At 74.4% G+C, this 19,263-nt stretch carries 16 protein-coding genes; 8 read left to right on the forward strand and 8 right to left on the reverse strand.

Features of this window, described 5'->3' with window-relative positions; translation table 11 throughout:
* Position 1: 1 nt before the first annotated feature.
* Entirely contained in the window at positions 2–844 is an 843-nt protein-coding gene (locus CO540_RS10735; protein ID WP_099164702.1) for a hypothetical protein, read from the reverse strand.
* A 189-nt stretch (positions 845–1,033) separates the two neighbouring features.
* Here CO540_RS10735 and CO540_RS10740 point away from each other — a divergent pair, with 189 nt between their 5' ends.
* The 4 genes from CO540_RS10740 (at position 1,034) to CO540_RS10755 (ending at position 4,801) form a co-directional block, all read left to right on the forward strand.
* Entirely contained in the window at positions 1,034–1,702 is a 669-nt protein-coding gene (locus CO540_RS10740; RefSeq protein WP_099164703.1) for a methyltransferase, read from the forward strand.
* A gap of 9 nt (positions 1,703–1,711) precedes the next feature.
* Positions 1,712–2,875 (forward strand): cytochrome P450, encoded by a 1,164-nt coding sequence (locus CO540_RS10745; RefSeq protein ID WP_099161922.1) that lies wholly within the window; start codon positions 1,712–1,714, stop codon positions 2,873–2,875.
* Positions 2,876–3,050: 175 nt separating this feature from the next.
* Positions 3,051–3,983: an ABC transporter ATP-binding protein gene (locus CO540_RS10750; protein ID WP_099161923.1), complete on the forward strand. Its 933-nt coding sequence runs from the start codon at positions 3,051–3,053 to the stop codon at positions 3,981–3,983.
* Positions 3,980–4,801: an ABC transporter permease gene (locus CO540_RS10755; RefSeq protein WP_099161924.1), complete on the forward strand. Its 822-nt coding sequence runs from the start codon at positions 3,980–3,982 to the stop codon at positions 4,799–4,801. The genes CO540_RS10750 and CO540_RS10755 overlap by 4 nt, the downstream gene beginning before the upstream one ends.
* A gap of 15 nt (positions 4,802–4,816) precedes the next feature.
* Here CO540_RS10755 and CO540_RS10760 read toward each other — a convergent pair whose 3' ends face one another.
* The 4 genes from CO540_RS10760 to CO540_RS10775 are packed head-to-tail and all read right to left on the reverse strand — an operon-like array spanning position 4,817 to position 9,009.
* Entirely contained in the window at positions 4,817–5,494 is a 678-nt protein-coding gene (locus tag CO540_RS10760) for a response regulator transcription factor (protein WP_099161925.1), read from the reverse strand.
* Positions 5,491–7,104, reverse strand: coding sequence for a sensor histidine kinase (locus CO540_RS10765; RefSeq protein WP_099161926.1), 1,614 nt, complete (start codon positions 7,102–7,104; stop codon positions 5,491–5,493). Before CO540_RS10765 ends, CO540_RS10760 begins: the two co-directional genes overlap by 4 nt.
* Positions 7,105–7,141: 37 nt before the next feature.
* Positions 7,142–7,867, reverse strand: a complete 726-nt coding sequence (gene bioD / locus CO540_RS10770; RefSeq protein WP_091579249.1) for a dethiobiotin synthase — start codon at positions 7,865–7,867, stop codon at positions 7,142–7,144.
* Entirely contained in the window at positions 7,864–9,009 is a 1,146-nt protein-coding gene (locus tag CO540_RS10775) for an 8-amino-7-oxononanoate synthase (RefSeq protein WP_099161927.1), read from the reverse strand. Before CO540_RS10775 ends, bioD begins: the two co-directional genes overlap by 4 nt.
* Positions 9,010–9,153: 144 nt before the next feature.
* On the opposite strand from CO540_RS10775, the gene bioB reads away from it, so the two are divergent.
* Genes bioB through CO540_RS10790 form a run of 3 tightly spaced genes read left to right on the forward strand, consistent with a single transcriptional unit; the run spans position 9,154 to position 10,882 of the window.
* Positions 9,154–10,149, forward strand: coding sequence for a biotin synthase BioB (gene bioB, locus CO540_RS10780; protein WP_091579258.1), 996 nt, complete (start codon positions 9,154–9,156; stop codon positions 10,147–10,149).
* A gap of 7 nt (positions 10,150–10,156) precedes the next feature.
* Positions 10,157–10,372, forward strand: coding sequence for a hypothetical protein (locus CO540_RS10785; protein WP_099161928.1), 216 nt, complete (start codon positions 10,157–10,159; stop codon positions 10,370–10,372).
* Positions 10,373–10,375: 3 nt separating this feature from the next.
* Positions 10,376–10,882 carry a GNAT family N-acetyltransferase gene (locus CO540_RS10790; RefSeq protein ID WP_098745743.1) on the forward strand — a complete coding sequence of 169 codons (507 nt, stop codon included), beginning with the start codon at positions 10,376–10,378 and terminating at the stop codon, positions 10,880–10,882.
* 1 nt (position 10,883) lies between these two features.
* On the opposite strand, the gene CO540_RS10795 is transcribed toward CO540_RS10790, so the two are convergent.
* The 3 genes from CO540_RS10795 to CO540_RS10805 all read right to left on the reverse strand — a co-directional run bounded on the left by CO540_RS10795 (position 10,884) and on the right by CO540_RS10805 (position 17,080).
* Positions 10,884–11,408, reverse strand: a complete 525-nt coding sequence (locus tag CO540_RS10795) for a GNAT family N-acetyltransferase (protein ID WP_099161929.1) — start codon at positions 11,406–11,408, stop codon at positions 10,884–10,886.
* A gap of 131 nt (positions 11,409–11,539) precedes the next feature.
* Positions 11,540–13,975, reverse strand: a complete 2,436-nt coding sequence (locus CO540_RS10800) for a non-reducing end alpha-L-arabinofuranosidase family hydrolase (protein WP_099164704.1) — start codon at positions 13,973–13,975, stop codon at positions 11,540–11,542.
* A 234-nt stretch (positions 13,976–14,209) separates the two neighbouring features.
* Complete coding sequence (locus CO540_RS10805) at positions 14,210–17,080, reverse strand: glycoside hydrolase family 9 protein (RefSeq protein ID WP_099161930.1); 2,871 nt, start codon at positions 17,078–17,080, stop codon at positions 14,210–14,212.
* A gap of 430 nt (positions 17,081–17,510) precedes the next feature.
* Between CO540_RS10805 and CO540_RS10810 the strand changes: the two genes are divergently transcribed.
* Entirely contained in the window at positions 17,511–19,076 is a 1,566-nt protein-coding gene (locus tag CO540_RS10810; protein ID WP_099161931.1) for an aldehyde dehydrogenase family protein, read from the forward strand.
* Positions 19,077–19,263: the final 187 nt, after the last annotated feature.

The raw sequence follows: 19,263 nt of genomic DNA on the forward strand, positions 1-19,263 counted from the left end.
GTCAGCGCCAGCGTCGTCGGGTCCGCCGCCGCTCGAACGACGGCGGCAGGTCCTCCTCCACCCCGTCGGCGGTACGCAGCAGGCGGCGCATCCGCAGCAGGAGTCCGGCCCCGAGGAAGAGCAACAGGCCACCGAGCAGGAAGGCGGCCTGCACCACGCCGAACCCTCCGGTGGCGGCGACCGGACGGCCGGCCGCGCCCGGCGGTGGCGGCTCGACCACCGCCGCGTCGGTCGGCTCCTCCGTCACCGGCTCCTCGGTGGCCGGCTCCTCGCTGGGCGGGTCGGTCGGCTCGGCGCTCGTCGGGGTCGGCTCCGGCGTCGGCTCGGCCGCCTCGCCCACCACCTGGCGCGAGGCGGTCCGCCGGGCCAGCAGCCGCGCCTGCGGGTCGTACACCTCCGCGGCGAAGCTGACCCGGCCGCGCCCGACGTCCTCGGCGAAGGCCACCCGGTAGCGGGCGGTCACCGTACGCCCCGGACAGAGCACCCCCGGATCCAGCTCCCGGTCGGTCAGCCGGGCGGTGTCACCGTCGGCACGGATCTCCAGCGGGAACGAGCCGGTCTCCTCGACCCGGTCCACCTTCACCTGGTCCAGCCGCAGGCCGTCCACCCGCAACAGCATCGACCAGCGCACCTTGACGCACTCCGAGCGGGCGCCCCGGTCGGACCGGGACACCACCGCGGAGAGCGTCTCCACCCGGTCGCCGGCGGTGAACTCGTCGGGCAGGCCGCTCAACTCCGTGGAGAACGCGGCCGCCGCCCGTGCCGGCGCCGCCCCGCCGTAGCCGGCTCCCGCCAGACAGGTCAGCACCAGCCCGATCCGCAGCGCGTGCCGCCACCCGCTCACCACGCCTCCCTCACCTCGGTCGTATCCACCCGCAACGCTAGGAGCGGGCCCGGCCGGCCGGTAGACGGGCGTGTTCGCACCGGTCGTCAACATCGAGGGTCCCTTTCACCGAGGGTGGTGAACCGGTCACCGTCGACCGGCGACACGCCCGGGATCGGCGCGTCGACCGCGGTGGGACACAATCGGTCGGTGTCCGAACTGTCCGCCGCGTTCGTCCGGCTGCACGCCCGCCTGGCCCCGGTCGCCTTCGTCCCCGAGGTGCGGTTGCACCAGGCCGACGAGCCGATCGGCCTCTGGGAGCTGACCGAGGGCGAGTTCCGCAGCGCCCAGCCGCCGCCGTTCTGGGCCTTCGCCTGGGCCGGCGGCCAGGGCCTGGCCCGCTACGTGACCGACCACCCCGAACTGGTCACCGGCCGCCGGGTCCTCGACCTGGCGTCCGGCTCCGGCCTGGTCGCCATCGCCGCCGCCCGGGCCGGCGCGGCCGCCGTCCGGGCGGTCGAGGTGGACGAGCGGGCCGTCGCGGCGGTCGCGCTCAACGCCGAGGCCAACGGGGTACGCGTCGACGCCGAACTCGGCGACATCCTCGACTCCGACGCCGGCGACGCCGAGGTGGTGCTGGCCGGGGACGTCTTCTACAGCGAGGCGATGGCCCGCCGGATGCTGCGCTTCCTGCTCCGGGCCGCCCGGGCCGGAGCGCGGGTGCTGGTGGGCGACCCGGGCCGGGCGTTCCTGCCCCGCGAGCGTTTCCACGAACTGGCCGCGTACGACGTGCCGGTGTCCGAGGCGCTGGAGAGCGTGCGGGTGAAGCGCACCACCGTCTGGGAGCTGGACCCGAAGCCGCCGGGAGCGCGCCGGTAGCGTCGGCGCGTGCTGTTCCGGGGCTGGGGGAGGTCCGTCGACGGACCGTGGCCGGACCTGGCCACGGTGGTCGACCACGTCGGCGTGCCGCACCTGGTGGTGACCCGGCACGCGCTGGTGCGCCGGGTGCTCGCCGACCCGGTGACGTTCCGGCCGGACAACGCGCTCGACGCGGTGACCCCGATCCCGGTGGCCGCGCTGCGGGTGCTCGCCGGGCACCGGTTCCGGTTGCCGCCGACGCTGGCGAACAACGGCGGCGCCAGCCATCCGGAGATCCGGGGCATCGTCGCCGACGCGCTGCACCCGCACCGGGTGGCCGCCCAACGTCAGTGGCTGACCGCGCTGGTCCGCGAGCGGGTGGCCGGGCTGACGGCCGCACTCGACGCCGGCCGGCCGGTCGACCTGTACGCCGACCTCGCCGCCGACCTGCCGCTGCTGGTGCTGGCCCGGCTGGTCGAGCTGCCGGACGCGCCGGTCGGCGCGGTCAAGGACTTCGCCCGGGCCGCGCTGGAGCTGTTCTGGGCGCCGCTGGACGCCTCCCGACAGCTCGCGCTGGCCGCCGAGGTGGGCCGGTTCCACACCGTGCTGCGCGGGTTCGCCGCCACCGGGGGCGGGCTCGCCGCGCGCCTGCGTACCGCCGGGCACTCCCCCGACGTGGTGGTCGGCGCGCTGTTCTTCCTGCTCGTCGCCGGCCAGGAGACCACCTCGCAGTTCCTCACCCTGCTGCTGCACCGGCTCGCCGGCGAACCGGCGGTACGGGCCGGGCTGCGCGCCGGCGAGATCGGCGTGGACGACGTGGTCGAGGAGGGGCTGCGGCTGGAGCCACCGATCGTCACCTGGCGGCGGGTGGCCGCCGTCGACACCTCGCTGGGCGAGACGCCGGTGCCGGCGGGCACCAGCGTGGTGGCCTGGCTGGCCCGCGCCGGCCGGGACCCGGCAGTGGTCGCCGCGCCCGGCGAGTTCCGCCCGGGGCAGCCCGGTTCCCGCCGACACCTGGCGTTCGGCGCCGGCCCGCACCGCTGCGTCGGCGCCCAACTGGCCCGGATGGAGGCCGCCGTGGTGGTCGCCGAGGCCACGCCGCTGCTCGACGGTGTGACAGTGGTCCGTCCACCGTGGTGCCCGGACAACCTCACCTTCCGGATGCCGGACGCGTTCGTGGTCCGCCGCGCCTGACCCTGCGGCGTTCCGCGCCTGACCCTGCAGCGTTCCGCGCCTGACCCCGCGGCGTTAAGAGGGGGCCCTTCCTCTACCGGAGGCGTTAAAAGGGGGCCCTTCCTTACAAAAGTCAGGGGGCGCCCCCGTCCTTCGACAGCGGCGCCGCTCCGCCGCCGCCGCATAGCGTCCCCGCATGATCACACTTCGTGGGTTGACGAAACGGTTCGGCGGGGTGACCGCCGTCGACGGCCTGACCGTCGAAATCCGCCCCGGCCAGGTCACCGGGTTCCTCGGCCCGAACGGCGCCGGCAAGTCCACCACCATGCGGATGGTGCTCGGCCTGGACCGGCCCACCGCCGGGACGGCGCTGGTGAACGGCCGGGACTACCGCACCCTGCGGCACCCGCTGTACGAGGTCGGCGCGCTGCTCGACGCCACCGGCGTGCACCCGGCCCGGTCCGGCGCGGCGCACCTGCGGGCGATGGCGCGCAGCAACGGCGTACCGGCCCGGCGGGTGGCCGAGGTGCTCGACCTGGTCGGCCTGGACGACCGCGCCGCCGGCAAGCCGGGCCGGGCGCTGTCGCTGGGCATGGGGCAGCGGCTCGGGATCGCCGGCGCGTTGCTCGGCGACCCGCCGGTGCTGCTGCTCGACGAGCCGGTCAACGGGCTCGACCCGGACGGCGTGCGCTGGATCCGCGGGTTCACCCGGCGCCTCGCCGACGAGGGGCGCACCGTGCTGATCTCCAGCCACCTGATGAGCGAGATGCAGCAGACCGCCGACCGGGTGGTGGTGCTCGGCCGGGGTCGGCTGGTCGCGGACGCGCCGCTGGCCGAGCTGATCGCCGCGCGACCCGCCGCCGCGGTCCGGGTACGCGGGCCCGAGCCGGCCGCGCTCGCCGCGCTGGGCGAGCGGCTGACCGCCGAGGGCGCCACGGTCACCACCGACGGGGACACGCTGACCGTGGCCGGCAGCACCGCCGGCCGGGTCGGCGACCTCGCGTACGAGCGGGGGGTGCGGCTGCACGAGCTGACCCCGATCGCGCCCTCCCTGGAGGAGGCGTTCCTGGAGCTGACCGCCGACAGCGTGGAGTACGCCGCCGGCCCGACCGGAGGCGGAACCCGATGACCACGCTGCCCACGCTCGACCCGACCCGCCCGGCGTCCCGACCGGCCCCGGCCGGCCACCCGCTCGCCGGCGCGGTGGCCGCCGAGTGGACGAAGCTCTGGTCGGTCCGCTCCACCTGGTGGACCCTGCTGGCGGCGGCGCTGACCATGGCGGCCACCAGCGCCCAGCTCGCCATCTACGCGGTCAACGCCAACACCGACGACGACCCGACGGTGAACCCGGGGGTGCTCGACGTCGGCGAGGTGGTGGCCGGCTCGCTGGAGCTGACCCAGTACGTCGTGCTGGCCCTGGGCCTGTTCGCGATCACCAGCGAGTTCGCCACCGGCACCATTCGCACCACGCTGCGCTGCACCCCGTCCCGGGGCCGGGTGCTCGCGGCCAAGGCGCTCGTGGTCGGCGCGGTGACGTTCGGCGTCGGGCTGCTGCTCGGCGTCCTCGGCGCGGTGGTGGCCCGGCCGGTGCTGGGCGAGTGGGGCCGGGCCCCGCTCGGCGGCACCGTGGCGGACGTGTTCGCCTGCGCCGCGTACCTGGCGTTGCTGGGTGTGCTGGCGCTCGGGCTGGCCGCGGCGCTGCGCGGCGCGGTGCTGACCCTGACCGTGCTGTTCGCCGCGCTGATGATCGTGCCGCTGTCGTTGCAGGAGCCGGAGATCACCGTGCTCACCCGGATCGCCGACGCGTTCCCCGGCGTCGCGGGCAACCACTTCCTGGCCGGGGACACCGAGCCCTACCCGGCGGCCGTGGGGCTGCTGCTGCTCGCCGGCTGGGCCGCCGCCGCGCTGGCGCTGGGCCGGTGGGCGCTGGCCCGACGCGACGCCTGAGCGGGGCGGGGCTGGTCAGCCGGACGGCGGGACCAGCCCCGCCTCGTACGCGAGGATCGCCGCCTGCACCCGGTTGCGCACGTCCAGCCGGGTGAAGACGCTGGTCAGGTAGCTCTTCACGGTGCCCTCGACCAGGTGCAGCCGCCGGGCGATCTCGGCGTTGGACAGGCCCGCCCCGACCAGCGCGAGCACCTCCCGTTCCCGGTCGGTCAGCCCTGCCAGCCGGTCCCGCGCGTACGGGGCGCGGGCGAGCCGGCCGCCGCTGAGCTCGATCACCCGGCGGGCCACCCGCGGCGACAGGTACGCCCCGCCGTCGGCGACCGCCCGGACGCCGGCCAGCAGCTCCCTCGGGTCGCCGGACTTGAGCAGGAACCCGGCGGCGCCGTGGCCGAGCGCCCGGGCGATCAGGTCGTCGTCGCCGAACGTGGTGAGCATGACCGCGGCGGTCTCCGGCACCAGCCGGCGGATCTGCGCCGCCGCGCTCAGCCCGTCGCAGCGCGGCATCCGGACGTCCAGCAGCGCCACCCGGGGGCGGTGCGCGCGGACCAGCTCGACCGCGGCGTGGCCATCGCCCGCCTCGCCGACCACCTCGATGCCCGGATCAGCGGCCAGGATCGCCCGGACCCCGGCCCGGACCATCGCCTCGTCGTCGGCGAGCACCACCCGCAGCGGGCGCCCGTGGTCGTCGCTCATTCCTCGATCCGCTCCTTGCTGGTCAGCCGCCCGTCGGTGAAGCAGAGTCGCCAGGTCGCCTCGGCGAACGGGAAGTTCCCGTCGGTGTAGAACTCGCAGCCCGGGGCGGCGCCGGTCGCCGGCGGGTCGGCCTGCCGGCGGGGCAGCCCGAGCGTGTCGCGCTGCTCGCCCAGCCGCAGCCGGTCGTAGCCGGACCGGTCCAGCACCGCGCCGGCCGTGGCCATCGGGTAGTAGACCAGCGCGAGCGCCAGGGCCAGCCCGGCCGGCACGCCGATCGCGACGAGCAGGCTGCGCCGCAGCCGCCGGCGCGCCTCCCGCAGCCGCGACGCCGCGTCGCCGGGCCGGTCGTGCCGGTGCGGCCCGTCGACCGCCGCGCCGCCGACGTCGCCCTCCCGCCGGCCGTCGTCGAGCCGGGCGGCGGTGGGCACCGGGCCTCCGGTCGGCGTGGCATCGGTGACCGGGTGGGCGGTGGGCGGGGCGGCCGAGGTCAGCGGGAGACGGGCGGTGACCGCCCACCCGCCGTCGCGGGAACCGGCGTCCAGGAGGCCACCGGCGAGGCGGACCCGCTCGCGCAGCGCCAGCAGCCCGGAGCCGTGCGACGCCGGTCCGGGCAGCGCGGCGGCCGGCGGCGGCGGGTTGACCACCACGACGGTCACCGTGTCGACGCCCCGGTCCACCGTCACCGTGACCGGGGCGCCCGGGGCGTAGCGGGCGGCGTTCGTCAGCGCCTCCCGGACCACCCGGTGCACGGCGTGCGCCACCAGCGGCGGCAGGTCGGCGTCGGCGGGCCCGGCGCGCAGGTCGACGGTCATGCCGGCGTCCCGGGCGCCGTCGACCAGGTCGGTGACGGTCTCCCCCGGCGGACGCAGCGGGCCGGGCCGGTCCTCCCGCAGCAGCCCGATCACCTCGTGCAGCCGCTCGGTGGCGGCGGCGACGCTGGCCCGCAGCTCCCCCGCCGCCGCCCGGTGGGCGCCGGGCAGGTCCGGCGCCAGCTCCAACGCGCCGGCCCGCAGCGCGATGAGGCTCAGGTCGTGCCCGAGCGAGTCGTGCATGTCCTGGGCGATCCGGGCCCGCTCGCGCAGGCGTACCCGCTCCACCGCGGCCCGCCGCTCGTCCTCGGCGTGCCGCCGCCCGGCATCGGCGAGCGCCCGGTGCTGCCGTCGCAGCCGACCCAGCAGCCAGGGGAACACGCCGGCGAAGAGCAGCACCGAGGCGAGCTGGAACCAGACCGCCGGCTCGGTGCCGAGCAGCCCGAGGTTGAGCCCGGTGCCGGTGACCGCGATGGCGGCGAACACGACCGCCGCCGGGGCCGCCCGGGCGCTGCGCCGCCCGGCCAGGTAGCCGAAGACCGGGATGGCGAACACCACGTTGCCGTCGACCAGCGAACCGGCCACCACCGCCAGCACCGCCACGAGCGGCCACCGGCGAGCCACCACGACCGAGCCGGCGAGCAGCGCAAGCACGACGGCCAACAGCGGCACGTCGTACGGCTGCCATGGCGGGCTGAGCCGGGCCGACGTCGCCGGCGCGGCGAGAACGGCCCAGAGCAGCAGGTCACCGGCCCGGCGTCGGGCCGCGGGCGACAGCGGGCGCGGTTCCACGGCGGTCACGCTACCCACCGCTGGGAGGCCCGGACACCGACGAAGGTCAGGTCTCCTCGGCCCACGCCCGCCAGTCGTCGAGCACGCCGTAGAGGGCGGGGGTGAGCCAGCCGGGGGCGGACCGGCGGAACACGCCGGGGTCCATGCCGCCGGCGCCGGCCGGGACCGCGCCGAGCAGGTTCGGCACCAGCTCGGACAGGTTGAGCCAGTGCACCAGCTCCGGCTCCGCCGGCCAGGCGCCGATCACCACGCCGGCCGGGACGGCCCGCCGCTCCAGCGCCTCCAGCGTCAACGCGGTGTGGTTGAGCGTGCCCAGGCCGGCCCGGGTCACCACCACCGCCGGCGCGCCGAGCGACACGGCCAGGTCGGCCACCGTCCAGGGCTCGCCGGACGGGCGCAACCCCATCGGTACGAGCAGCCCGCCGGCGCCCTCGACCAGCACCAGGTCGTGCTTGTCGGCCTCCTCGCGGATCGCGTCGACGGCGGTGTAGAGCTCCAGCGGCGGCAGCTCGGCGACCCGGGCGGCGGCGAGCGGGGCGAGCGGGTCCGGGTAGCTGGCCAGCGTCCGGCCGGTGAGCGGGGCGGCGAGCCGGGTCACCGAGTCGACGTCGCCGGGCTCACCGGTGGCCGTACCGGTCTGGCCGGGCTTGACCACCGCGACCCGCAGGCCGGCGGCCTGCGCGGCGGCGGCGACGGCCGCGGTCACCACGGTCTTGCCGATCTCTGTGTCCGTGCCGGTCACCAGCACCGGTCCGGTCCAGCCGTCGCTCATGAGACCTCCCGCGCACACGCCACGATCACGTCCAGGGCCCGGGCGAAGTCGGCCCGGTCCACCCCGGCGCCGATGGTCAGCCGCAGCCGGGACCGGCTGTCCGGCGTGGACGGGGGTCGGAAGCAGCCGACCGCCACACCCCGGTCGCGGCAGGCGGCGGCCCAGGCGGTGGCCGCCTCCGGGCCGGGCGCGGTCACCGACACCACTGCCGCGTCCGGCGCGGAGACCGACAGGCCCGCCTCGCCCAGCACCCGCACCGCGAGCGCGGCCCGGTCGGCCAGCTCGGCGCGGAGCGCGTCCCCGGCCCGGGCCAGCCGCACCGCGGCGCGTACCCCGGCCGCCACCGCCGGCGGCAACGCGGTGTCGAAGATGAACGTGCGCCCGGTCTCCACCAGGTGCCGGACGAACTCGGCCGGCCCGGCGACCACGCCGCCCGCCCCGCCGAGCGCCTTGGACAGCGTCGCCGTGACCACCACGTCCGGCGCGCCGGCCAGCCCGGCGGCGGCCACCCCGCCGGCCCCGGCCGGACCGGTGACGCCGAGCGCGTGCGCGTCGTCGACCAGCAGCAGCGCGCCGTGCCGGCGGGCCACCGCGTGCAGCCGCGCGAGCGGGGCCAGGTCGCCGTCGACCGAGAAGACCGACTCGGTCACCACCACCGCCGGTCGGCCCGGCGCGGCGGCCAGCGCCGCCTCCACCGCCGCCACGTCCGCGTGCGGCGTCACCACCGTCTCCGCGCCGGAGATGCGGCAGCCGTCGATCAGCGAGGCGTGGTTGTGGGCGTCGGAGACGAGCAGCGTACGCGGCTGCGTCAGGCCCCGGACCGCGGCGAGGTTGGCCAGGTAGCCGGAGGAGAACACCAGCGCCCGGTCGACGCCGAGCCAGCCGGCCAGGTCGTCCTCCAGCGCGTGGTGCAGGTCGGTGGAGCCGCGCACCAGGCGCGACCCGGTGGCGCCCAGCCCGTACCCGGAGAGGGCCCGCGCGGCGGCGGCGGTGACCTGCGGGTGGGTGGCCAGGCCGAGGTAGTCGTTGCCGGCCAGGTCGACCACGGCGTCGTCGGCGGCCCGCGGGCGCAGCGTGCGGGTCAGACCGGCCCGGGCCCGCAGCTCGGCCCGGCGGTCCAGGGCCGCCAGCCAGTCCGCCACCTGCCGTCCCCTCCCGCCGACTCCCCGCCCCGCCGGGCGCTTCCGCGGGGCGAAGTTACCACCCGGGCGGACCGCCCCGGCGTGGCGCGGTCCCGGCTCGCCAGCGGTTTCCCGGTGTCTCGGCGGCCTGTTAGGTTACGAGCCATGCCAGAGATCCTCGACCAGGCCCGGACCCGGGTGCTGGAGAACGGCGTCGGCCTCGACGAGGCCGGCATCCTCGCCGTGCTGAACCTGCCCGACGAGCACCTGCCCGCCGCCCTCCAGCTCGCCCACGAGGTCCGGATGCGGTGGTGCGGCCCGGAGGTCGAGGTCGAGGGCATCGTCTCGCTCAAGACCGGCGGCTGCCCGGAGGACTGCCACTTCTGCTCCCAGTCCGGCCTGTTCACCTCGCCGGTGCGCTCGGTCTGGCTGGACATCCCGGCGCTGGTCGAGGCCGCGAAGCAGACCGCGGCGACCGGGGCGACCGAGTTCTGCATCGTGGCCGCCGTGCGCGGCCCGGACGCCCGGCTGATGACGCAGATGCGCGAGGGCGTGGCCGCCATCCGCGCCGCCGTCGACATCCAGGTCGCCGCCTCGCTCGGCATGCTCACCCAGGAGCAGGTCGACGAGCTGGTCGAGATGGGCGTGCACCGCTACAACCACAACCTGGAGACCTGCCGCTCCTACTTCCCCAACGTGGTCACCACGCACTCCTGGGAGGAGCGCTGGGAGACGCTGCGGATGGTCCGCGAGTCCGGCATGGAGGTCTGCTGCGGCGGCATCCTCGGGCTCGGCGAGACGGTCGAGCAGCGTGCCGAGTTCGCCGCCCAGCTCGCCGAGCTGGACCCGCACGAGGTGCCGCTGAACTTCCTCAACCCGCGTCCGGGCACGCCGCTGGGTGACCGCCCGACGGTCGAGGGCAAGGACGCGCTGCGGGCCATCGCCGCGTTCCGGCTGGCCATGCCGCGCACCATCCTGCGCTACGCGGGCGGCCGCGAGCTGACCCTCGGTGACCTCGGCACCCGCGAGGGTCTGCTCGGCGGCATCAACGCGGTCATCGTCGGCAACTACCTGACCACGCTGGGTCGGCCGGCGACCGACGACCTGAAGCTGCTGGAAGACCTGAAGATGCCGGTGAAGGCGCTCTCGGCGACCCTGTGAGGCAGCGGTGACCGAACCCTCCCCCGCCACGGCCCTCCCCGCCGCGCTCTGGTGCGACAGGTGCGGCGAGTCGGTCGCGGCCGGCCCGCACCCGGCGTGCGCGGCGGCCCGGGCGCTGGAGCCGCCGCGCTGGTGCGCGTCCTGCCGGCGGCGGATGAAGGTGCAGGTCGTGCCGACCGGCTGGTCGGCGGTCTGCGTCGAGCACGGCGAGCGGCGGGGCTGAGGCGTGCTGCGGGGACGGGCGGTGACGCTGCGACCGGCGACGGACGAGGACGTGCCCGCGCTGGCCGCGATCCGGGCCACCCCGGAGGTGCGCCGCTGGTGGCGCGGCGGGGACGACCTGGTCGAGGCGGTCCGCGCCGACCTGGCCGACGAGGCGCTGACCGTCTACGCGATCGAGCACTCCGGCCGGCTGGTCGGCGCGATCCAGTGGTACGCCGAGACCGACCCGGACTACCGCCACGCCAGCCTGGACATCTTCCTCGACCCGGCGGCACGCGGCGCCGGGCTGGGCGGGGACGCCGTGCGCACGCTGGCCCGGCACCTGGTCGACGAGTACGGCCACCACCGGTTCACCATCGACCCGGCGGCGGCGAACACGGCGGCGATCCGCGCGTACGCGAAGGTGGGGTTCCGCCCGGTGGGCATCATGCGCCGCTACGAGCGCGGGGCGGACGGGCGTTGGCACGACGCGCTGCTGATGGACCTGCTCGCCGAGGACCTGCCCGGCTGAGTCAGCGGGTGGCGATCCAGTACCGGCGCAGCCGGCCCAGTTCGGTGTCGCGGACGTCCTCCAGCACCCCGCCGTGCCGCTCGATGGTCCGCGCCGAGGCGGTGTTCTCCACGTCGCAGGTGACCAGCACCGGGTCGATGCCGCGCCGGGCCGCCTCGGCGAGCGCGGCGCCGAGCGCGAAGGTGGCCAGCCCGCGCCGCCGGGCCGAGGGGCGCACCCCGTAGCCGATGTGGCCGCCGGCCCCGCGCAGGAAGTCGTTGAGGCGCAGCCGCAGCGAGATCGCCCCGAGCACCTCGTCCTCCTCGACGATCCACCAGTAGAGCGCCGGCACCATGCCCTCTGGCAGTCGGGACTCGTCCTCCCCGGCGCGCAGCCCGTCCACCCATGCGGCGAAGCCGGCCGGGGTGTCGACGTCGTCGGTGGGGCGCAACCCCGCGCCGTCCTGGTGCACGCCACGCCCCCACTCGTCCCGGGCGGCCAGCCAGGACCGGTGCAGGCGGATGGTCGGGGTGATCAGCTCGGGCATGCCGGGAGGCTACCGGGGTGGCCGGTCGGCGATCGCCCCGAATTCGGCCGTCCGGCCGGGACGTCACCCGTCGGACAGCGTGCCCGGCACCGCACGGGTGCCGGGCACGCTGTCCTCGGACGGTGTGGCACCTAGCGCTGGAGGGTCAGCACCGCCGGCCGCCACGGCAGCAGGTTGTAGTCGCCGCCCGCACTCGGGTTCTTGCCCTGGTACAGCAACTGCAGGTTGCAGGCGTCGACGGTCTTGGTCTGGTCGGGGTTGGTGCGGACCAGGTCACCGTGGCTGATGTCGTTGGTCCACGTCGCGCCGCTGTTGGCCTTGCCGGCGAAGGGGTTGCTCTCGCTGGCCGCCTGCGGGGTCCACGTGCCGCTCAGGCTGCTGGACGTGAACGACCGGAAGTAGCGTCCCTGGCTCCCGATCGCCTCGACGATCATGAGGTACTGGTTCTGGCCCGCCACCTTGTAGACCTCGACGCCCTCGAACAGGTTGTTGGTCGAGTCGGTCATGATCGTCGTGTAGCTCGAACCGAAGCTGCCCGGGAAGTTCCCGAGCGGCATGCTCGACCGGTAGATCTTGCCGTTGTCCCCGGCGAAGAACAGGTACATGTTCTGGTCGTCGCCGATGAGCGTCTGGTCGATCACGCCGTACGGGGCGTCGGGGAGGGTGGCGGTGGAGAGCGTCTGCGCCGAGGACCAGCCGTTGGCGTTGGTCGGGTCGCTCGACGTCTTGTAGCTGAACGAGGTCGGTCCCCACTGGTACGCCAGCACCCAGATGTTCTTCGGCGCGAAGTAGAGCAGCGTGGGCGCCACCGTGCCCTGGCTCATTCCGGTCTGGCTGGCCGAGGCCATGTCGGACCAGTTCGTGAACAGGCTGAAGTTCATCGAGCCGTACTGGCCGCTGCTGTTGACGTTCGACCCGTAGACCAGGTGCTTGCCGTTGTAGACCACGTTGGTGAAGTCCTTGAGCGAGACCCAGCCGTTCTGCGGGTTGGTCAGCGCGCCGGTCGACGACCACCGGTAGGTCGACGGGAGCGCGCAGCCGCCCGGCGGGGGCGAGGACGGCGGCGGGGAGGACGGCGGCGGCGTGGTGCCGCCGAAGTCGGTCCGCCACTGCTGGTTGGATTGCCCGTGGCAGTCGTAGAGCTGGATCTGCTGGCCGTTGCCGGTGCCCCAGACGTCCAGGCACCGGCCGGACTGCACCCCGCTGATGGTGCCGTTGGCGTTGACGTTCCACTGCTGGTTCGACTGGCCGTTGCAGTCCCAGATGATGATTCCGGTGCCGTTCCCGGTGGCCGCGCCGTTCGCGTCGAGGCACTTGCTGCCGTAGACCATCAGCTGCTTGCTGGAGGTGTACGTCCACTGCTGGTTGGACTGACCGTTGCAGTCCCAGAGCTGGACGCGGGTGCCGTTGGTCTGGGTGGCGTTGGGCACGTCGACGCACCGGCCCGACTGCGCTCCGACGATCCGGCCGGCGCCACCGCTCGGCGGCGGCCCGGTGGTCGGCGTCGTGGTCGGTCCGGAGGTCGGTGCGGCGGCGTTGAGGGCGTTGAGGACCGAGGTGTACGCGGCCTTCTTGTTGCCTCCGCCGTCGAACAGCAGCGGGTTCTCGCCCGAGCGCCAGGAGTCGCTGTCGCGCACGCCCCACACCGTGATGCCGATGCAACGCGGCACGTTCAGGCACGCCTGGGTCAACCCGGCGTACTGCGAGGTGGAGGCGTTGGTGACGTCGACCTCGGTCAACGCCACGTCCACACCGAGCGCGGCGAAGCTCGACAGCGTGGTCTGGAAGTTGCCCGGCAGGGAACTACCGCCGGTGAAGTGGGTCTGCAACCCCACACAGTCGATCGGCACACCACGGGACTTGAAGTCCTGGACCATCCGGTAGACACCCTGCGTCTTGCCGTACGACCAGTTCTCGATGTTGTAGTCGTTGTAACACAGCTTCACCGACGGATCCGCCGCCCGCGCCGTACGGAACGCCACCTCGATCCAGTCGTTGCCCGTGCCCTGCAGATTCGAGTTCCGACGACTGCCGTCCTCGTTGAACGCCTCGTTGACCACGTCCCACGCGGCCAACTTGCCCCGGTAGTGACCCATCACCCCGTTGATGTGGTCGATCATCGCCTGACGCAGGTTGCCACCGCTCAGACTCTGCATCCACCCCGGCTGCTGCGCATGCCACGCCAGCGTGTGACCCCGCACCTTCAGACCACGCTGCGTCGCCCAGTTGTAGATCTGATCCCCGGAGCTGAAATTGAACTGACCCCGCTGCGGCTGCGTCGCGTCCGGCTTCATCTCGTTCTCAGCCGTGATCATGTTGAACTCACGACCCGCGATCGTGCTGTACGTCGAATCGTTCAACCGACTCGCCGCGATCGCCGTGCCGAAGTAGCGACCCGACTGCGCCGCCGCCGCACCCAGCGTGCTCGCCGCGGCGTTCGCCGACGGCATGACGACCGCGACCGCGGCGGTTGTCACGACGCCGACCACGCCGGCGAGCAGCGCTCTGACGGCGGGCGACCGCCGCCGCCTGTTCCCGCCACGGGGAACGAATGGGCTGATTGCCACCTTGGCCTCCTCACTGGCCCGCACCCGGGCCGTCGGAGTGCCTACGACCGGACGCCCTGGTTAAAGATCGATTAACATCGATGCTTACATCGGGTCCCGGTCCAGGACAACAGGTTTCGGAAAAGTTTCGGAAAGGTGTGCGCCGGGCCCCCGGTCCCGCGCCGCAGGACAGGCGGCGTGGCGTGGTCGGCCACCCGGAGTACGGTGAACCGACCACGCTCGCCGGGCCGGCGCTCAGGAGACGGCGCAGGCCGTCCCGTTGAGGGTGAAGGCCGACGGCCTCGGGTTGGTGCCGGTGTGGGTGCCGTTGAAGCCGAAGCTCGTCGACGCACCCGGCGCGAGGGTTCCGTTGTAGGACAGGTTCGACGCCGTCACGGCCGCCCCGGTCTGGGTGACGTTCGCCGACCAGGCCTGCCCGGCCTTCTGCCCGCTGCTCGGGAACGTGAAGGCCAGCGTCCAGCCGTTGATCGCGGTGGTGCCGGTGTTGGTGACGGTGATGTTCGCGGTGAACCCGGTGTCCCAGGTGTTCGCCGTCCAGGTCACCGCGCAGCCGCCGCCGGTCGGCGGGGCCGTGGTGGTGACCGTGACCGGCGGCGAGGCCGGCGAGATGTTGCCGGCCGCGTCCACCGCGACCACGGTGAAGGTGTACGCGGTGGAGGCGGTCAACCCGGTCACCGCCAGCGTGGTGCCGGTGGCGGAGCCGACCAGGACGGTCCCGCCCCGGTAGACGCGGTAGCCGGTGACGCCGACGGCGTCGGTGGCCGGGCCCCAGGTCAGTGTCAGGCCGGTCGGGCCGATCGCGGAGGCGGTGGGCGTGCCGGGCGCGGTCGGCGGGGTGGTGTCCGGCGCCGGGGCGGCCGGCGTGGTGACGGTCAGCGCCGCCGACGACGCGGACCGGTTGCCGGCGCCGTCGAGGGCCCGCACGGTGAACTGGTACGTCCGCTCCGGCAGCAGCCCGGTCACGGCCAGGGTGTTCGTGGTGGCGGTCCGCAGCACCAGCGCGTCGCTGCCGGTCTGGGCCTGGGTGACCTCGTAGCCGGCCAGGCCGCTGCCACCGGTGTCGGTGGAGGCGGGCCAGGTCAGGGTGAGGCCGGTGGACGTGACGGCGGAGGCGACCGGGGTGCCGGGGACGCTGGGCGCGGTGGTGTCCGGAGTGGCCGGGCCGGGCTCGTCACCCCAGACCCGCACGCCGCCGGACCAGAGCGGAACCTTGCGGTTCGGCCCGGCGGTGGCCTGGTACGACGGGTCGTTCGTCGGGTCCCAGGTGCCACCCTCCGGCACGCCGATCTTGAACTGGACCTCCATCCGGTGCTGCGACTGCCCGGCCGGCGCGATGGTCCAGCCGGTGCAGTCGACCTCGACGTACCAGATGTCGCCGGAGAACTGCTTCGCGGTGGACGGCGACGGGCAGCCCTGGGTGTAGCCGGGCGTGACGGTGACCGGTCCGGTGCCGTCGGGCCGGAAGTAGTAGCGGAACTTTCCGGTGGTGAGCGCCCGGGCCGGGAACGCCGACTTGTTGTAGACGATCGCCTTCAGCCCGGTGGCGCGCGGCTCGGCCTGCATCACCGTGGTCTCCACGGTCAGCTCGTCCAGGTCGGGCGTCTCGGCGGACGGGAAGCCGGCGCGCGGGCTGCCGCCGTACTCGTTCGTCAGCCGGGCCAGCGCCGAGGTGAAGCCGGCGTTGTAGTCGGTGGCCACCTCGTTCATCACGTAGTCCGACCGGCTGTCGGTGTACGCGTCGTTGGCCGCCGACGGGCCGCCGACCAGCGCGCCGTAGAGCACGTGCCGGGTCTCGGTGGGCACGGTCTGGCTGTCCCACCAGGAGCCGTGCGCGGTGCGGTGGTGCGGGTTCTTCGGCGCGTTGTTCCCGAACCCGATCATGTAGCTGGAGTTGCGCGGGTTGTCGCCGAGCGCGTAGTTGACCTGCCGCACGGCGAAGTCGTGGTAGCGCGCCTTGCGCGTGGTGTCGGTGGTCCGGTCGCTGTAGACCAGCGCGGCGAACGCGGTGTTGGCGGCGTAGCGCAGCGCGCCCCAGGAGTCGAGCACCGCCATCCCGCCCGGCGAGTACGGCACCTTCTGCCCGTTGACGCCGACGGTCCAGTAGTCGAGCCACCGGTTGGCGTCGTCGACGTACTTCTGCTTGCCGGTCAGGTTGGCCAGCAGCACGTACGCGCCGAACTGCTTGTTGTCCCAGGCGATGGTCCACTTGTAGGAGCGGGTGGTGGACTGCGGCTCGGTGCCGAGCCGGTCGTACTCGCTCTCCGCCTTGGCCAGGTAGGTGGCGTCACCGGTGGCCCGGTAGAGCCAGATCGCGCCCCAGACCAACTCGTCCTGGTAGCCGCTCCACGACCGGTAGAAGCTCGTCGCGTCGGTGATGCACTCGTGGTAGCTCTTGCGCACCGTGTCGGCGAACGTGTAGAGCTGCTTGGCGTGGCCGAGCAGCTTGTCCGCGTAGGCCGCGTCGGTGGACCGGAAGACCATCGACGAGGCGGCCATCGCGGCCGCCGTCTCCCCCGCCAGGTCCGCGCCGCCACAGCTCGCATCGATCTTGTACGCGGGCCGCGCCATCGGCATCACCTCGGCCGGACCCCACCACTTGTGGTCGTCGTCGCCCTTGCCCACCTGGCCGTAGAGGACGTTCGGCGCGGGGTGCGCCTTGACGAAGTAGTCGTTGACGAAGCGCAGGTTGTTGAGCAGGTGCGTCAGCTGGCCGGAGGCGACGTACCCGTCGCGGTACTCGACCGCGCCCCAGGCGAGCATGGTGGCGCTGAACGCCATCGGGAAGCCGAACTTCACGTGGTCGCCGGCGTCGTACCAGCCGCCGGTCAGGTCGACGCCGACGTCGGCGCCGTCGGTGAGCCCCGAGTCGCCTCGCCAGGAGACCCGGTTCCAGGAGGGCTTGCGGCCGGACTGCTGCGCCTCGTAGAAGAACAGCGACTTCTGCAACGCCTCGGCGTAGTTGAACGCGGGCGCGGCCTGCGCGGCGGCGGGCGCGGCGGCGGCCGGGAGCGGGGCGACGGTGGCCAGCGCGGCCACCAGCGCGGCGCCGGCGGCGAGCCACCGGCGGGACGGGCGACCGCGCGGCGGCGGGGTCGGTCGAAGCATGGCGAGCTCCTGTGGAGGATGCCGCACGGCGGCCCGGACCGGCGGGGACGTGCCGGCCGGACCGCCGCGCAGTGGTGGTGGTGGGGTGGACCGCGGAGGCGCGGGAGCGCTCCCATGGATAAGCGACAATGTAACGGCGTGCGCGGCGGTTTGGGAAGACGGACGGCGGCGGACCCCGGCCGCCCTACCCGTCGGTAACCCCGATGGAGATGAATCACATCATCGATGTCCATGATTGGGTTGCAGGCGTATCCGCAGCTCAGAGTCAAGCCGGCGACACCCGCGCCGAGCGCGGAGACCGACGGGAGGGGGCCTCGCGTCCTGGCATACGAGCGTACGGTTGCCCGCCCGATCGGCCCCGCGGGACAGTACGCGTCACCAGCGGTGCCATCGACGCCGCCGCTCCCCCGGACAACCTGAGGAGATCGCGATGGCCCTTCGACTCGCCGACGGCACCTCCTGGTCCGACACCCTCGCCCGGGCCGTGGCCGCCACCCCCGAGGCCTTCGACACGAGCGCCGACGGCGGCGCCACGCTGCACAACCTCGTGGAGGGCCAGTGGCGGGCGCTCGGCACGCCCACCGCGGTCCGCAGCCCGGTCGACAACACCACGCTGGTGAACCTGGCCCGGCTCGACGCCGACGCCGCCCGGGCCGCGGTCGCCCACGCCGCCACCGCGCACCGGGAGTGGGCCCGGACCCCGCTGGCCGAGCGCAGCGCCCGGGTCACCGACGCGCTCGACGCGCTCACCGCGCACCGCGACCTGCTCGCCCTGCTGCTGGTCTGGGAGATCGGCAAGCCGTGGCGGCTCGCCTGCGCCGACGTGGACCGGGCGCTCGACGGCGTGCGCTGGTACGTCGGTGAGATCGAGCGGATGCTCGCCGACGGCCGCGAGCCGCTGCCCGGCCCGGTCAGCAACATCGCCTCCTGGAACTACCCGATGAGCGTGCTCGTGCACGCCGAACTGGTGCAGCTCCTGGCCGGCAACGCGGTCATCGCCAAGACCCCGTCCCAGGGCGGCGCGGTCTGCCTCACCGTCGCGCACGCGCTGATGCGCCGGGCCGGGCTGCCCGCCACCCTGGTCTCCGGCAGCGGCGAGGAACTGTCCGAGGTGCTGGTCCGCGCGCCCGAGATCGGCGCGGTGGCGTTCGTCGGCGGGCGCTCCAACGGCGGCAAGGTCGCCGCGGCGCTGCTCGACTCCGACAAGCGGCACTTCATCGAGCAGGAGGGCCTCAACGCCTGGGGCATCTGGAACTTCTCCCAGTGGGACACGCTCGCCGCGCACCTGAAGAAGGGCTTCGAGTACGGCAAGCAGCGCTGCACCGCGTACCCCCGGTTCGTGGTCCAGCGGGACCTGGTCGACGAGTTCCTCGACATGTACCTGCCGGTCGTCCGCTCGGTCCGCTTCGGCCACCCGCTCGCCGTCGGCGACGACTGGTCGGCCGGCGACCCGCTGCCGGAGCTGGACTTCGGCCCGCTGATCAGCGCGGCCAAGGCCGACGAGCTGCGGCGCAAGGTCGACGAGGCGGTACGCGGCGGCGCCGTGCCGCTGCACCGGGGCAAGCTCGACGGGGCGCCGTTCCTCGACGGGCAGGACACCTCGGCGTACGTGGCCCCCGCCGTGCTGCTGGCCCCGCCCGGCCGGTCCCGCCTGATGCACGCCGAGCCGTTCGGCCCGGTGGACACCATCGTCGTGGTGGACACCACCGACGAGCTGCTGGCCCAGATGAACGCCTCCAACGGCGCGTTGGTCGCGTCGCTGGCCTGCGACGACGAGGAGCTGGCCGGCAAGCTGGCGGTCGACCTGCAGGCGTTCAAGGTGGGCATCAACAAGCCCCGCTCCCGGGGCGACCGGGACGAGCCGTTCGGTGGCCGGGGCGCGTCCTGGAAGGGCGCGTTCGTCGGCGGCGACCTGCTGGTCCAGGCGGTCACCGTGGGCGGCGACCGGCGCCTCTACGGCAACTTCCCGGACTACAGCAGCTACCCGGCCACCTGAGCCGTCCCGACACACGAACGGGGCCCCCGCACCGGGGGCCCCGCCGTGTCACCGTCCCCCGCATCGGGAGTCGGTCCGGGTGGCGCACTGGGCGCCGGTTGCGGCCGTCCGGTCGGGCCCCTCGGGCGTGCCGCGCCGTTGCGGCTCACCTCCGTGGTCGGACCGGACGACCGTCAGCTCAATCCGA

It is taken from the genome of Micromonospora sp. WMMA2032 (assembly GCF_002688545.1).
Classification (GTDB): Bacteria; Actinomycetota; Actinomycetes; order Mycobacteriales; family Micromonosporaceae; genus Micromonospora; species Micromonospora sediminicola.